Below are 17,597 nucleotides of genomic sequence, written 5' to 3' on the forward strand. Positions count from 1 at the left end.
CTCACGATTCCAGTTCTGCGGCAAGCCGTTCCAGCTCGCTCAGCACGAGGTCTTCGACGGTTTCGGCCAGCGCCGCGACGGTGCGCGCGGCCATCACGTCGGCCGGGGTCAGCCGGACGTCGAACAGCGCGCTGGCTTTGGCGGAGATGTGCAGGCTGCGCAGCGAATCGCCGCCGAGGGAGAAGAAATTGTCCTGGGCGCCGATCCGGTCCGCGCCGAGCACCTCGGCCCAGATCCCGGCGAGCGCGCGTTCGGTCTCCGTCTCCGGCTCGACCTGCCCGGTTTCCGCTGTCCGAGGGGCGGGCAGCGCGCGCCGGTCGAGTTTTCCGTTGGCGCTCACCGGAAGCCGGTCGAGCGCGACGAACACCGACGGCACCAGGTAGTCCGGCAAGGACCGGGCCAGGAACTCCCTGAGTGCGTTTTCGGTGTTTTCCCCCGCGGCCGAAACCACATAGGCGACCAGCTGTTTCACGCCCGGCTGGTCTTCCCGGACGAGCACCGCGGCCTGCGCGACGTCCGGATGCTTCGCCAGCGCGGTCTCGACCTCGCCCGGTTCCACCCGGAACCCGCGCAGCTTGACCTGGTCGTCGCGGCGGCCGAGGAATTCCAGCGTGCCCTCGGGCGTCCAGCGGACGAGGTCGCCGGTGCGGTACATCCGCTGTCCCGGCGGGCCGTCCGGGTCGGCGACGAACCGGTCCGCGGTCAGCCCCGGCCGGTCCCGGTAGCCCCGGGCCAGGCCCGCGCCGGCCAGGCACAGCTCGCCGGGCACGCCCGGCGGCACCGGGCGCAGGTCCGCGTCCAGCACCCGGACGCGCGTGCCGTCCAGCGGGCGGCCGATCGGGATCCGCTCCGGAACCGCGCCGTCCATCGGAAAGGCGGTGGCGAACACGGTGGTCTCGGTCGGGCCGTAGCCGTCGACGATCCGCAGCCCCGGGCACGCGGCCAGCACCCGCCGCACGGCCTCCGCCGGGACGACGTCGCCGCCGGTCCAGACCTCGCGCAGGCCGGTGAAGCACTCCGGCGTTTCCTGCGCCAGGATCCGGAAGAGCCCGGCGGTGACCCAGACCGCGGTCAGGCCGTGCTCGCGGACGAGGCCGCGCAGCAGCGGCGCGTCGATGCCGGAGCCCGGGCCGGTGACGACCCAGCCGCCGGTGAGCAGCGGCACCCACAGCTCGTAGGTCGAGGCGTCGAACGCCAGCGGCGAATGCAGCAGGACCCGTTCGTGCGCCCCGCCGCGGAACCGGTGGTCGGCGGCCAGCGCCGCGATGTCGCGATGGCGCACCACCACGCCCTTCGGCGTCCCGGCGGAACCGGACGTGTACATCACGCAGGCCGCCTGGTCCGGGTCCACGATGAGGTCCGGATCGCTGTCCGGCTCGTCGTCCACAGAGGACAGCAGCACCGTCTGGCCGAGCGGGTGTTCTTCCGCCGCGACGATGAACCGGACGCCGTCGAGCAGCGTCCGCTGCCGTTCGAGCGGAGCGCGCGTGTCGATCGGCAGGTACGCGCCGCCCGCCTTGGCCACCGCCAGTTCGGCGATCACCGCGTCCGCGTGGTCCACGGCGAGCCCGACCGGTTCCTCCGGCCGCAGCCCGAGCCCGGCGAGCCGGTTCGCGAGGCGGTTGGCCCGCCGGTTCAGCTCGGCGTAGGTGACCGGTTCGCCGCCGAGGACGGCCGCGAGCGCGTTCGGCCGGACCCGGACCTGCTCGGCGAACAGGCCGGGCAGCGACCGGGGCTCCGGTTCGCCGCAGGTGTCGGCCTGTTCGGCGAGGAACTGGGTCTCCGCCGGGGTGACGACCGGGACCGCGCCGAGCGGGCGGGCGCCGTCCGAGGTCAGGCCGCTGAGGATTTCCAGCAGCCGGGCCGCCAGGGCGGTCACCGTCGCGGGATCGAACAGCGCCGGGTCGTAGCCGACGTCCACCGACAGCTCCGGACCCGGCGAGGCCACCACGGTGACCGGGAAGTTCGTCGTCTCCCGGGCGGACAGGTCGCGCACGGTCAGTCCGTGCCCGGCGGACGCGCCGGTGATCGGGTAGTTCTCGAACACCACCAGGCTGTCGCACAGGTTCACCCCGCCCGGCAGTCCCGCCCAGCCCTGCACCCGCGCGAGCGGGACATGCCCGTGCCCGCGTGCTTCGGCCTGCGCCGCCTGCAATCCGGCAAGCCACTCCGCCACGGCGGCACCGCGGTCCACAGCGACCCGGACCGGCAGGGTGTTGATGAAGATGCCGGGAATGTCGTCCACCCCGGGCACTTCGGCCGGGCGGCCGGAAGCGGTCGCTCCGAACACGACGTCACTCTGTCCACTGTAAACAGAGAGTAGCAGTGCCCACGCCCCCTGCAGCACGACGTTGTGCGTGAGGCCGTGGCGTTTGACGAACGCGTCCAGCCGGGCGGTGGCTGGCCGATCCAGGCGGACGGGCAGCCATTCGGCCGAGCACGGGGCGTGGCCGGACGGCGGCGTCCGGTCGGCGGGCAGCTGCGTCGGGCCTTCGATCCCGGCGAGCGCGGTGCGCCAGAACTGTTCGGCGGCGGCCTGATCGTGCTCGCCCAGCCAGGCGAGGTAGTCGCGGAACGGGGGCCGCGACGGCAGCGGCTGCCCGGCGTAGGCCGTACAGACGTCCGAGAGCACCTGGAAGACGCTCCAGCCGTCGAGCAGGACGTGGTGGAACGTCCACAGCACCTGGACTTCCGTCTCCGAGAGGCGGGCGAGCGCGACCCGGGCCAGCGGCGCGACGGCCAGGTCCAGGCCCGCTGCCCGGTCTTCGGCGAGCAGCCGCGCCAGCTCCGCTTCGCGGCTGTCCACGTCGGTCCAGTCGAGGTGCCGGACCGGCAGCTCGGCGTCGCGGTGCACGACCTGCACCGGCTCGTCCACCCCGGTCCAGACGAACGACGTGCGCAGGACCGGCGTCCGGTCCACGACCTGCTGCCACGCCCGGCCGAGCCGCTGCGGATCGGTGACGCCTTCGAGCACGAAGGTCGCCTGCTCGAAGTACATGCCCTGAGCGGTTTGCGACAGGCCGTGGAAGACCATCCCGCCCTGCATCGGGGTCAGCGGGTAGATGTCCTCGACTGCTCGCCCGTCGACCAGTTTGTCCACAGTGGACTGGTCGAGCGCGGCCAGCGGGAAGTCGGACGGGGTGCGCCCGCCCGCGCCCGGCTCGGCGCAGTGCGCGATGATTTCCCGCAGCGCGGTCAGCATCCGCCCGGCCAGGGTTTCGACGGCGTCCCCGGCGGTGGCGTGGGACCAGGTCAGTTCCAACACGCCCGCTTCGACGCGGCCGACGACGTCGAGCACGTGGGTCCGGGGCGCGTTCGGATCGACGTCGGCGTCTAGGCTACCGACGCGGAAAAGCCCGCCTTCCGCCGCGCTGAACTGCCCGAGGTAGTTGAAGCTCACCTGCGGGTCGATCGCCGGTGCCGTGCCGGTCAGGTAGCGCAGCGCGCCGTAGCCGATCCCTCGCCGGGGGATCGCGCGCAGCTGTTCCTTCACGGACTTCAGCGCGGGACCCCATTCGTCCGGGACGTCCAGCGCCACCGGGAACATGCTGGTGAACCAGCCGACCGTCCGGGACAGATCGATCCCGTCGAACAGGTCCTCGCGGCCGTGGCCTTCGAGGTCGATCACCGGGATCTCGCCGGTCCAGTCCCGCAGCACGCGGCCCAGCGCGGTGAGCAGCACGTCGTTGACCTGCGTCCGATAGACCTCGGGGACGTCCTGCAGCAGCGCCCGGGTTTCCTCCGCGGTAAGGGAAACGGTGACCTCGCGGGTGTCGGCGATGACGCCCGGTTCGGCCGAGGCCACCGGCGGAAGGGACCGCCAATGGGCGAGTTCGTCGTCGAAACCGCCCGCCTCGGCGTGTTCGGCGAGCCGCCGGGCCCAGGCGAGGAACGACGTCGTCTTGGGTTCGAGGGCTTCGCCCCGGTAGGCGGTTTCCAAGTCCTCCAAGAGAATCCGCCACGAAACGCCGTCGATGACCAGGTGGTGCGCGGCCAGCAGCAGCCGTCGCCCGTCGACGACCGCGTTCAGCAGCGGGCCGCGTGCGACGTCGAAAGCGGGCTCGCCGACGAGCAGTTCCACTGGGCCGGGCGCGTCGCTGTGCTGTGTCTGCCCGAAGCGCAGGCGGAGGGCGTCGTGGTGCGCCCAAACCGCTTCCAGCGCACGCCGCAGCGCTGCCTCGTCGATGTCCTCGGCGAACTCCAGCACCACCCGCTGGTCGAACCGCTCCGGCTGGGTTTCGAAGTACCAGCGCTGGATCGGCGTGAGCGGCGCGTCGCCGACAACCGGGCCCTGCTCGGCTTCCGGGCCGCGGTCGCCACCGGCGTGCGCGGCCAAGGCGGCGAGAGTCGGATGCCGGAACACCTCGTGCGGCAAGAGGATCAGCCCGGCGCGGCGGGCCCGCGAAACGACCTGGATGCTGAGGATCGAGTCGCCGCCGAGTTCGAAGAAGTTCGTCTCGGCGCCGATTTCTTCGACGCCCAGCACTTCCGACCAGATCCCGGCCAGCACCCGTTCGGCCTCCGTCGCCGGGGCCGTGCGGACGCCGGTCGTGCCGAAGTCCGGAGCGGGCAGAGCGTGCCGGTCGAGTTTTCCGTTGCCGGTCAACGGCAACCGGTCGAGCCGGACGAACGCGGCCGGAACCAGGTAGTCCGGCAGGGTCCGGCCGAGGAACGCGGGCAGGCCGTCCGCCTCGCCGGTGTAATAGGCGACGAGCCGCTTCACGCCGTGGTCCTCCCGGGCGAGCACAGCGGCCTGGGAGATGCCGGGATGCGCCGCCAAAGCGGCCTCGACCTCGCCGGGTTCGATCCGGAACCCGCGGATCTTGACCTGCTCGTCCACGCGGCCGGCGAAGTCCAGTTCGCCCCGGGCGGTCCAGCGGACGAGGTCGCCGGTGCGGTACATCCGCTCCCCCGGCGGCCCGAACGGATCGGGCAGGAACCGCTCGGCGGTCAGTCCGGGTTCGCCGTGGTAGCCCCGCGCCAGGCCGGCGCCCGCGAGGTGCAGTTCGCCGAGCGCACCTGGCGGCACCGGCCGCAGGTCCGGGCCGAGGACGTAGGCACGCGTGTTGTCCAGCGGCTTCCCGATCGGCACGACGTCCGGCACCGGGCCGAGAACCGGATGCGACAGGGCGAAGGTCGTGGTCTCGGTCGGGCCGTAGACGTCCACGACGGTCGTGTCCGGGCAGGCTTCCCGCACCCGCCGCACGGCGGCCGACGGGACGGCGTCGCCGCCGGTCCAGACCTCCCGCAGCCCGGTGAAGATCTCCGGGGCTTCCTTCGCCGCGAGCCGGAACAGGCCGGTGGTGAGGAAGGCGGCGTTGACCCGGTGCTCGGCGAACAGGCGGCTCATCGTTTCCAGATCGAGGTCCCCGGGCGGGGCGACGATGACCGTGCCGCCGTTGAGCAGCGGCACCCAGAGTTCGTAAGTCGAGGCGTCGAAGGCCTGCGACGCGTGCAGCAGGACCCGGCGATGCTCGGCGAAGCGACGGTCCGCCGCCAGCGCGACGATGTCCCGGCGGCGAGGGGCCACGCCCTTCGGCTTTCCGGTCGAACCCGAGGTGTACATGACGTACGCCAGGTTGTCCGGATCTGCCTGCGGGAGCGGGACATCCGCGGTCTGCTCGCCGGGAAGCACTATGAGTCCACTGTGGACCTTCGTCGCGGTCTCGCGCCAGGTCTCGTCGGTGACCAGGATTTTCACCCCGGACAGGAGAGTCTTCAGCCGGGGTTCGGGGGCGCGGGTGTCCAGCGGCAGATAGGCGGCAACGGCTTTGACGATCGCCAGCTCGGCGACGATCAGCCCCGGCGAACGGTCCATCAGGACGCCGACGAGCGTCTCCGGTCCCGCCCCGAGCGAAACCAGATACCGGGCGAGCCGGTCGGCCCGCCGGTCCAGCTCCACGTAGGAGAGGCTGATCCCGTCGCCCGCCACCGCGACCGCTTCCGGCGCGCGCCGGACCTGCGCGGCGAACAGCCCGGTCAGGTCGTCGTCCGGGAGCGGCTGGACGGTGTCGTTCCATTCGACCAGCACCTGGTGCCGCTCTGCTTCGGTGAGCAGGTCGATGTCCTCCAGCGACCGGTGCGGGTCCGCGCCGAAAGCGTCGAGGACGGCGGTGAGCTGCCGGGTGATCCGCTCCGCGGTCTGCGCGTCGAACAGATCGGGGTCGTAGCCGACGTCCAAGGTCAGCTGCTCTCCCGGCGACGCGACGACGCTGATCGGGTAGTTCGTCGTCTCGGCCGCGTCGACGTCGCGCAGCCGCAATCCCCGCGTCGAGGCTTTGTCGATCGGATAGTTCTCGAACACCACGATGCTGTCGAAAAGGCTTCCCCCGCAACCGCTCCACGCCTGCAGCTTCGTCAGCGGCAGGTGGCCGTACCGGCGGGACTCGACCTGTGCGGCCTGCAGTCCGGCCAGCCATTCGGTCACGTCGGCTCCGGTCACGGCGACGCGCACCGGCAGGGTGTTGATGAAGATGCCGGTGATGTCGTCCGCGCCGGGCAGATCGACCGGACGTCCGGAGACGGTGGTGCCGAAGCAGACGTCGCGCTCGCCGCTGAGCCGGGCCAGCACCAGCGCCCAGGCGCCTTGCAGGACGGTGTTGAGCGTCAGACCGGCCCGGCGGGCGAAGTCCCGCAGCCGTCCGGAGTTTTCGACCGGCACGCGCAGCCATTCCGACGACCGGCTGGTGTGCGCCTGCGCCGGGGCCCGGTCGTAGGGCAGCCGAGCAGGCGCGACGAGACTGCCGAGTTCGCGCCGCCAGTGTTCCTCGGCGGCGGCGTCGTCCTGCCTCTCCAGCCAGGCGACGTAGTCGCGGAACGGCGGCCGTTCGGGAAGCTCGGCGCGGGAGTAGGCGGCGAAGACGTCGGACAGCACGCCGAAGACGCTCCAGCCGTCGAGCAGGACGTGATGGAACGTCCAGAGCACCCGGACCTCGGTGTCGGACAGTCGCGCGAAAGCCAGTCGCAGCAACGGCATTTCGGTGAAATCAAGCCCCTGGGCCCGGTCCTCGGCGAGCAGGTCCTGCCACGCCTGGTCGCGCTCGTCCGGAGTCCGGTCGCGCCAGTCGTGGCGGGCGATCGGAACTGGAACCTGCCGCTGGACGACCTGGACCGGCTCGGGCACGCCTTCCCAGGCGATCCGAGTCCGCAGCACCGGCGTCCGGTCGACCGTCTGCTGCCAGGCCCGTTCCAGGGCAGCCAGATCCTCGACGCCGTCGAGGACGAAACCGACCTGCTGGAAGTAGACCCGCTCCCCCGGCTGGGACAACGCGTGGAACACCATCCCGGACTGCATCGGCGTCAGCGGGTAGACGTCCTCGACCTCCCGGCCGTCGCCGACCAGGTCGTCCACTCCTACCTGGTCGAGGGCGGCGAGCGGGAAGTCCGACGGAGTGCGCCCGCCCGCGGCGGGGTCGGCGCAGTGCCGGATGATTTCGCGCAGGGCGGTGGTCATCGCGGCGGCCAAGGTGTCCACAGTGGATCGATCATGGACGCCTTCGGCGTAGTACCAGGTCAATTCCAGCTCGCCGGTTTCGACGCGGCCGACGATGTCCAGCAGGTGCGCGCGAGCCGAGCGGGGACTTTCGTCGGATTCCAGCCGGCCGGAGCCGAACTGACCGAGGTAGTTGAAGCTCACCTGCGGGTCGATCTCCGGGGCGGTGCCGGTCAGGTAACGTAGTGCGCCGTAACCGATCCCGCGTCGCGGCACCGCGCGCAGCTGTTCCTTCACCGACTTCAGCGCCGCGCCCCAGTCTTCCGGGACATCCAGCGCCACCGGGAAGACCGTGGTGAACCAGCCGACCGTCCGCGACAGATCGACGTCGTCGAACAGCTCCTCGCGGCCGTGGCCTTCCAGATCGACCACCGGCGTCCCGCCGGTCCATTCGCGCAGGACCCGGCCGAGCGCGGTCAGCAGCACGTCGTTGACCTGCGTGCGATAGACCTTCGGGACGTCTCGCAGCAACGCCCCGGTCTCCACCGCGGACAGCCGGACGGTCACCGAGCGCAGCGAAGCGTTAGTCGCGTCTCCTCGGCCGTCGACCGGCACCGTGGTCCGGCCGGACACACCGCGCCAGTAGCCCAGTTCCTCGTCGAACCCGCCTTCGGCGGCGTGCTCGGCGAGCCGGATCGCCCAGTCGCGGAAGGACGTCGTGCGGGGGCCGAGATCGATCGGCTTGCCCTGCGACGCCTGGCCGTAGGCGCGCTCGAAATCCTCGAGGAGCACGCGCCAGGAGACGCCGTCGACCACGAGGTGGTGCACCGAGAGCCGGTCCTGGTCGAACCGGACCAGCGGTGCTTCGGCGCCGACCGGACCGTTCTCCTGGAGCCAGTGGGTTTCCCCGCGGGCGAAGCGCATCCGGAGCGCGTCATGGTGCGCCAGCAGCGCCTCGACGGCCGCACGTGCCGCGTCCGCGTCGACAGTTCCTAGCTCGACGAACTGGTGGAAATGGTCCGGCTCGGCGGTTTGCGTCGCGAAGAACCAGCGCTGGATCGGCGTCAGCGGCACCGGGCCTTCGACCGGACCGCGTTCGACGGCTGCCGTCGCGGTGCGGGCGGCCGCGGCGAGCGCGGCCGGGGTGCGGTGCGCGAACAGGTCGCCGGGCTGCAACTCCAGCCCGGCCCGGCGGGCACGGGAGACCACCTGCATGCTGAGGATCGAATCGCCGCCCAGCTCGAAGAAATCGTCGGTCGCGCCGACCCGTTCGACGCCGAGCACGTCGGCCCAGATCTCCGCGATCGCGCGTTCGCGTTCGGTCCGCGGCGCGACGTGGTCCCGCGCGCCGAACTCGGGCGTCGGCAACGCCTGCCGGTCCAGTTTCCCGTTGACGTTCACCGGGAACCGCTCCAGCCGGACGAACGCGGCGGGCACCATGTAGTCCGGCAGCGTCCGGCCGAGGAAGTCCGCCAAGTCGCCGGTTTCGCCGACGACATAAGCGACCAGCCGCTTCACGCCGCCGTCCGAACGCGCCAGCACGGCCGCCTGCTCGACGCCCGGATGTTCGCCGAGCGCGGCCTCGATCTCGCTCGGCTCGACCCGGAAGCCGCGGATCTTGACCTGTTCGTCCACCCGGCCGACGAATTCGAGCACGCCCTCGTCGTTCCAGCGCACCAGGTCGCCAGTGCGGTACATCCGCTCCCCCGGCGGCCCGAACGGATCCGCGACGAACCGCTCGGCGGTCAGCCCGGAGCGGCCGAGGTACCCGCGCGCCAGCCCGGCGCCGGCGATGTGCAGCTCGCCGGGCGCACCGGGCGGCGCGAGCCGGAGGTCGTCGTCGAGGACGTAGACCCGGGTGTGGTCGAGCGGTCCGCCGATCGGGACGACGTCCGGCACCTCGCCGGGCAGCGGGTGCACGGTCGCGAACGTGGTGGTCTCGGTGGGGCCGTAGACGTCGGCGACCAGGGTGTCCGGGCAGGCTGCCTGGACCCGGCGCAGCGCGGCCGCGGGGACGGCGTCGCCGCCGGTCCAGACTTCCCGCACGCCCGCGAAGACCTCCGGCGATTCCTGCGCGACCAGGCGGAACAGCCCGGTGGTGAGGAACGCGCCGGTCACGCCGTGCGTCGTGAGCGAGCGGCCGAGCGTCTCGACGTCGACGTCTCCCGGCGGGGCCAGCACGACGGTGCCGCCGTTGAGCAGCGGCACCCACAGCTCGTAGGTCGCGGCGTCGAAGGCCTGTTGCGAATGCAGCAGAATCCGGTCGTGCCGGGCGAACCGCTGGTCGGCGGTGAGCGCCACGACGTCGCGATGCCGGGCCGCCACGCCCTTCGGACGGCCGGTCGAACCGGACGTGTAGATGACGTAGGCGAGCTGTTCGGGATCGACGCGGACAGCTAGCGGGGTGTCCGGTGCGCTGCTCTCGCCGGTGATGATGGCGCCGGTGTGGACTTCCTTGGCGGTTGCCAGCCACACCTCGTCTGCCACCAAGACAGCCGCGTCGGCCTCTTGCAAGAGCAGCCGCAGCCGCTCGGCGGGGGCGCGCAGGTCCAGCGGCAGGTACGCGCCGCCAGCCTTGACGATCGCGAGTTCCGCGACGACGAGTTCCGGCGAGCGGTCCATCAGGACAGCGACCCGGTCCTCTTTCTGCACGCCCGTCGCGAGCAGCCGGTGAGCCAACCGGTTCGCGCGGACGTCGAGTTCGCGATAGGTGATCTGCTCGTCGTCCGTCACCAGCGCGACAGCGTCCGGGGTGCGCCGGGCTTGAGCCTCGAACAGCTCCGGCACGGCCGCCTCTGGGACCGGACGGGCAGTCGCGTTCCGCTCGGCGAGCAGGTCCGCGATCTCGGCGTCGGACAGCATCGGCACCCGGGACACCGGCTCGTGCGGGGCCGCGATCATGCCCCGGACCAGCGCTTCGAGGTGTGCCGCGAGCCTTGCCGCCGCCGCGTCGCCGATCCGAGCGGGGTCGTGCGTGAGGATCAGCGACAGCCGCCGCCCGGGATAGGCGACGACGCCCAGCGGGTAGCTGGTCCGCTCCGCCGCGCGGACGTCCCGCAGCTCGGACACCTCGTCGATCGGATAGTTCTCGAAGACGACGATGCTGTCGAACAGGCTGCCGCCGCCGCTCCAAGCCTGCAGTTTCGTCAGGCCGACGTGCCCGAACCGGCGGGATTCCGCTTGCGCCGCTTGAAGATCGCGAAGCCAGTCCGAGACCCCGCGGGCGCCGTCGAGCCGGACGCGCACCGGGAGAGTGTTGATGAAGATGCCGGGAATGTCGTCCGCGCCGGGCAATTCCGCCGGACGGCCGGAAACCGTCGCGCCGAAGCACACCTCGGTTTCGCCGCTGTAGCGCGCCAGCAACGCGGCCCAGGCACCCTGGACGACGGTGTTGACCGTCAACCGGTGCCGCCGCGCGAAGGCGTACACCGCGGCGGACGTCTCGTCGTCCAGCTCCACCGGGATCCGGCCGGTCGAACTCGACGTGTGCGTGCGGACGGCGGGCCGCTCGACCGGCAGCGGAGTCGGCGTCACCCCGGCGAGTTCGGCCCGCCAATGCTCCTCGGCGCGCTCGTCGTCCTGGGCGGCCAGCCAGGCCGCGTAGTCGCGGAACGGCGGCCGGACCGGCGGTTCTTCGCCGCGCAGCAGGGCGACGACGTCGGAGAGGATGCCGAAGACGCTCCAGCCGTCGAGCAGGACGTGGTGGAACGTCCACAGCACCCGCACCCGGGTGGCGGATTCCCTCGCGATCACCAGCCGCGCCAGCGGGGCTTCGCCGAGTTCGAATCCTTCCGCCAGGTCCTCTTCCAGCAGCTGCTGCAATGCTTTCTCTGCGTCCACAGCGGACCAGTCCAGATAGGACACTGGCAGCTCGACCGCGCGGTGCACGACTTGCAGCGGCTGAGGAACGCCGTCCCACACGATCCGGCTGCGCAAAATCGGGGTCCGCTCGACGATCCGTCGCCACGCGTCGCCGAGCCGCTGCGGATCGGGCACGTCGTCCACAGTGAACGAAACCTGTTCGAAGTAGACACGGGCCCCGGGCTGCGCGAGGTCGTGGAACACCATCCCGGCCTGCATCGGCGTCAGCGGATAGATGTCCTCGACCTCCCGGCCGTCGCCGACCAGTGCGTCCACTCCTGCCTGGTCGAGCCCGGCCAGCGGGAAGTCCGACGGCGTCCGGCCGCCCGCCTCCGGCTCCGCGCAGTGCCGGACGATCTCGCGTAGCGCCTCGGCCATGGCGGCGGCGAGTCTGTCCACAGTGGCCTTTTCATGGACGCCCTCGGCGTAATGCCAGGCCAGCTCCAGCTCGCCGCCCTCGACCCGGCCGACCACCTCCAGCAGGTGCGGACGGACAGTGCCGGGCGCGACGTCCAGCGAGAGTTCGCGGTGCAGTGCCGGATACAGGTCGCCGGGCAGGTCGAACTGGCCGAGATAGTTGAAGCTCACCTGCGGTTCGATCACCGGAGCCGAGCCGGCGAGGTACCGCAGCGCGCCGTAGCCGATCCCCCGGCGCGGGACCGCGCGCAGCTGTTCCTTGACCGCTTTCAGCGCCGCGCCCCAGCCGTCCGGGACGTCCAGCGCGACCGGGAACATGCTGGTGAACCAGCCGACCGTGCGCGACAGGTCGACGCCGTCGAACAGTTCCTCGCGGCCGTGCCCTTCGAGGTCGACGACCGGCTGCTGCCCGGTCCAATCGCCCAGCACCCGGCCCAGCGCGGCCAGCAGCACGTCGTTGACCTGCGTCCGGTACGCCCGCGGCACTTGGCGCAGCAGGGCGTGCGTCTCGTCCGCGGTGAGCCGGGCCGTGACGACGCGGGCTCGGCCGAAGGTGTTCTCCGCGGTCCCGTCGACCGGGAGCGGGGTCGGCGCGGGCAGTTCCCACCAGTGCGCGAGTTCGTCGTCGAAGCCGCCTGCTTCCGCGTGCTCGGCGAGCTTTCGCGCCCACTCGCGGAAGGACGTCGTCCGCGGGCCGAGGTCGATCGGCTCGCCGCGCACAGCCTGCTGGTATCCACGGTCGAGGTCTTCGAGCAGCAACCGCCACGACACGCCGTCGACCACCAGGTGGTGCGCGGCCAGGTGCAGCGTCCTCGGCTCACCGCTCAGCGACCACCGCAGCAGCGTGTGTCCCTCGCCGACGGCGGTGTTGTGCTGATGCCAAGCGTCGCGGTCATGGCTGAACCGCATCCGCAACGCGTCGTGCTGCTCGGACAACGCGGCCAGCGCTGTGATCAGCGCGGTCAAGTCGACGTCGGCGGGCAGCTGGACGGCGATCGTCTGGTCGAAGCGGTCCGTGTCCAGCCCGAAGAACCAGTGCTGGATCGGGGTCAGGACGACGTCGCCGCTTTCCGGGCCGCGAGCCGGGATCGCCGTGGCCTCGGCGACGGCCGGGGCGAGCGCGGCGATGGTCTGGTGGCGGAACAGATCGGCGGTGGTCACGCTGAGCCCCGCCTGCCGGGCGCGAGCGCTCACCTGGATGCTCAGGATCGAATCGCCGCCGAGGGCGAAGAAGTTGTCCTCGACGCCGACGCGGTCGAGGCCGAGCACCTCGGCCCAGATCCCCGCGAGCACCGCTTCCCGCTCGGTGCGCGGCGCCACCGTCTTCTCGCTGGCGACCTGGGGCTCCGGCAGGGCGCGGCGGTCGACCTTCCCGTTGGCGGTGAGCGGCAACTGGGCCAACGGAACGATCACCGACGGCACCAGGTAATCCGGAAGCGTGCGGCCAACGGACCGGCGGAGCGCTTCGGTGTCGACAGCGTCCACCGGGTCCGCCGCGACCACGTAGCCGACCAGCTGTTTGCGTCCGCTGACAGACCGGATCGTCACGAACGCCTGCGCCACCTCGTCTTCGGCGGCCAGTGCGCGTTCGATTTCGGCCGGTTCGACGCGGAAGCCGCGGATCTTGACCTGGTCGTCCACGCGGCCGAGGAATTCGAGCGTCCCGTCGGTGCGCCACCGGCCCAGGTCGCCGGTCCGGTACATCCGTTCGCCCGGGAGGCCGAACGGATCGGCGACGAACCGGTCCGCGGTCGCGCCCGGCTGGTCGAGATATCCCCGCGCGAGCCCGGCGCCGGCGATGCAGACCTCGCCGGCCGCGCCGCGCGGCAGCAGGCGGAGCCAGTCGTCGACGACGTGGATCCGGACGTCCCGCAGCGGCGTGCCGATCGGGATGACGTCCGGGACGTCGGCCGACATCCAGTACGAGGTGGCGAAAGTGGTGGTCTCGGTCGGGCCGTAACCGTCCACGACGGCGATTCCCGGGCAGCCGTCGAGGACCCGGCGCACCGCGGCCGGCGGCACGACGTCGCCGCCGGTCCAGACCTCGCGCAGCCCGGCGAAGCACTCGGGCGTCTCCTCGGCGAAGAGCCGGAAAAGCCCGGCGGTCAGCCAGAGCGCGGTGATCCGGTGCTCCGCGGCCAGCCGCTGGATCGCGTCGGCGTCCAGGTCGCCCGGCGGCGCGACCACCACAGTGCCGCCGTTGAGCAGCGGTACCCACAGCTCGTAGGTCGAAGCGTCGAAGGCCAGCGGCGAATGCAGCAGGACCCGCTCGTGGCCGGTGAACCGAGGGTCGGTCGCGAGCGCCGTGACGTCTGTGTGGCGCACGGCCACGCCCTTGGGGACGCCCGTCGACCCCGACGTGTACTCGACGTAGGCCAGGTTCTGCGGGCTGAGAGGGATCGCCGGTGCGGCGGAGGGCTCGTCGACCTCTGTCACGAGCAGGGACGTTCCCTTGTGGACAGTGACGGCTGTGTCGTGCCAAGCGCGATCGGTGAGCACCAGCGCCACCCCGTCGAGGACGCGGCGCAGGCGGTCGGCCGGGGCGCGCAGGTCCAGCGGCAGGTAGGCCGCGCCTGCCTTGAGGATCGCCAGCACGGCCACGACGAGGTCGGCCGAACGGTCGAGCAGCACGCCGACCCGCTCCTCCGGCCGGACGCCCTGCCGGACCAGGCGCTGCGCGAGACGGTTCGAGCGGGCCTGCAGCTCCGCGTAGCTCAGGCGGACGTCACCGCAGACCACCGCCGCGGCGTCCCGGTTTCGCTCGGCGCACCGGTCGAACAAGCCCGGCACCGTCTCGGCGAGCGCGCTTTCCGGCCGGCCCGGCAGCAGGAACCGCCGGTCCTCGGCAGTGACCAGCGGGAGGTCGCCCACCGGCCGCGCCGGATCGGCGGCGATCCCGGCGAGCAGGACTTCCAGGCTCCGCGTCAGGCGGCGAATCGTGGCGGCGTCGAAAAGCGCGGTGGCGTACTCGACGGTGACGCGCAGGCCGTCGGGTCGCGGCCAGAACTCGACCACCAGGTCGAAACGCGCCGACGGCCGGGGCAGCGCGTATTCGCTCACCCGCAATCCGGCGGCCGTCCGCTCCGCCACCAGCGGGCGCTGCAAGACGACGACCGCCTGCACCAACGGCGTCCGCGACGGATCGCGGTCGGGCTGGATCTCTTCCACCACCCGGTCGAACGGGACGTCACCGTGCGCGAACGCGGTCAGCGCGGTCTCGCGGAATCGCGTCAGGAACTGATCGAACGGCTGCGCACCGTCCACAGAGGACCGCAGGACGAGGGTGTTGACGAAGAATCCGGTCAGCTGCTCCAGTTCGGCCCGGTCGCGTCCGGACACCGCGGTGCCGACCGCGATGTCCCGCTGCCCGCTGTAGGCAGCCAGGACGACCTGGACGGCCGCGGTCAGGGTCATGAACAACGTCGCGCCCCGCGCCTGGCCCGCTTCCGCGACCCGGCGGATCAGATCGGCGGGCAGGTCGTGCCGGTGCACCGCGCCTTCGGTGGTGCGCCGCGGCGGCCGGGGACGGTCGGTCGGCACCGCGAGCGGTTCGAGACCGTCGAGCGCGTCGCGCCAGTAACCGAGCTGGTCGAGGCGTTCGGACGCCAAGCGCCACCGGGTGTAATCCTGATAGCCCAGCGGCAGCGGGGACAAGGTTTTGCCGTCGTACAGCTCGAGAAGTTCGTCGGTGAGCACGGCGATCGACCGGCCGTCGGTGACGATGTGGTGCTGGCACACCACAAGCAGGTGCTCGTCCGGGGAGAGCGGGAACAGCACGGCGCGGGTCAGCGGTCCCGTCCGCAGATCGAACGGCTCGCTCAGTTCCGCCTTCAGCCTCTCGTCGTCCGGGGCGGAATCCGCTATGCTCAAAGGGATTTCCCCGGTCGGCGCGATCCGCTGCATCCCCTGTCCCGCAACGGAATCGAACGTCGTCCGCAGTGATTCGTGCCGGACGCACAGGGAGGCCAGCGCGGTGCGCAGTTTCGCCAGATCGAGCCGGCCGGACAGGCGGATCCCGACGCCGGTGTTGTATTCGCTGCTGCCGCCGGTCATTTCGTCGAGGAACCACAAGCGCCGCTGCGCCGGGGACAACGGAAGCAGCTCCTGGGGCGGCGCTGCCGGGATCGCCTGCTCGGCGTGTGGGCTGTCGTCCAGAAGCCGCGCCAGCTGTGCCGCGCTGGGCGCGTCGAACAACGCCCGCGCCGAGAGATCCGCGGCGAGTGTCCGGCGCAACCGGGACAACGCCTGTACGGCCAGGATCGAGTCGCCGCCCAGGGCGAAGAAATTCTCCTCGACGCCGATGCGGTCCAGGCCCAGCACTTCCGTGAGGATCTCGGCGACGGCGCGTTCGGCGTCTGTTTTCGGCTCGGTGCCTCCCGGCTCGGCCGACGGCGCGGGCAGCGCTTTCCGGTCGACCTTTCCGTTGTCGCTCAGGGGAAGCGCGTCCAGCACGACGAACGCCGACGGCACCTGATAGCTCGGGAGTACCGATGCGGCAACGGCTTTCAGGTCTTTTCGCTCCGCGCCCGGCACCAGCACGACGTAGGCGACCAGCCGCTTCGTGCCCGGCCCGTCTTCCCGCGCGACGACCACCGCCTCCGCGACGGTGTCGTCCTCGGCGAGCGCGGTTTCGATTTCGCCGAGTTCCACCCGGAAACCGCGGATCTTGACCTGATCGTCGGTGCGGCCGAGGAATTCCAGCTCGCCCTGGTCGTTCCAGCGGACCACGTCGCCGGTGCGGTACATCCGCTCGCCGGGCACGCAAGGATCGGCGATGAACTTCTCCGCGGTCGCCCCGGGGCGCGCCCAGTAACCGCGCGCGAGACCGGCGCCGGCCAGGTGCAGCTCACCCGGTTCGCCGGACGCGACCGGATTCAGCGCGTCGTCCAGGACGTACGCGCGCACGTCGTCCAGCGGGCGGCCGATCGGCACCGCCGTGACGTCCGCCGACGCGACCGCGTGGGCCGTCGCGAAGGTGGTGGTCTCGGTCGGGCCGTACCCGTCGACCACGGTCACGCCGGGGCAAGCGCGCAGCACCCGCCGCACCGCACCGGCCGGCACGACGTCGCCACCGGTCCAGACCTCTCGTACTCCCTGGAAACAATCCGGCGCTTCGGCCGCGACGACCCGGAAGAGGCCCGCGGTCAGCCAGACCGCCCCGATGCCGCAGCGGGAAAGCACCTCGCGAAGGCTCTCGACGTCGAGGTCGCCGGGCGGCGCGACCACCACGGTGCCGCCGGTCAGCAACGGCACCCACAATTCGTAGGTCGAAGCGTCGAAGGCGGCCGGAGAGTGCAGCAGCACCCGCCGATGCGCGTCCCCGGCGAAGCGCTGATCCGCCACGAGCGCCGCGACGTCCCGATGCCGGACCGCGACCCCCTTGGGCGTGCCGGTCGATCCCGACGTGTGCATCAGATACGCCAGGTTGTCCGGGCGCACCGGCGCCGAAGGGAACTCCGCCTCCGGCAGCGGCCGTCCGAGCACCACGATCTGTCCACTGTGGAATTCCGCCGCCCGGACCGGGTCGTCGGTCAGCAGCACCGAAACCCCGGCTTCGACCAGCAGCGTCCGCAACCGGCTGTCCGGTGCGCGCCGGTCGAGCGGCACGTACGCCCCGCCCGCGATCACCACGGCCAGCTCCGCCACGATCAGCCCGGCCGACCGTTCCGCCAGCACCCCGACCCGGTCCTCCGTGCGCAGCCCCAGACGCAGCAGATGCGCGGCGAGCCTGCCCGCCTCGTCCGCCAGCTCGGCGTACGTCAGCCGGGTCGCCGCGCCGTCCACGGCGAGCGCGTCCGGGGTCGTCCGCACCTGTGCGGCGAACAGCTCTGGCAGGCTGCCGGCTAAGTCCGTTTCGGCCGGAATGTCTTGGACGGTCATCGTTTTT

General features: G+C 71.7%; 1 protein-coding gene. It reads right to left on the minus strand.

From position 1 onward, the window contains the following. Position 1 precedes the first annotated feature (1 nt). Positions 2-17,590 (minus strand): non-ribosomal peptide synthase/polyketide synthase, encoded by a 17,589-nt coding sequence (locus ACWGIC_RS24450; protein WP_452078272.1) that lies wholly within the window; start codon positions 17,588-17,590, stop codon positions 2-4. Positions 17,591-17,597: the final 7 nt, after the last annotated feature.

It is taken from the genome of Amycolatopsis sp. NPDC054798, assembly GCF_053611505.1.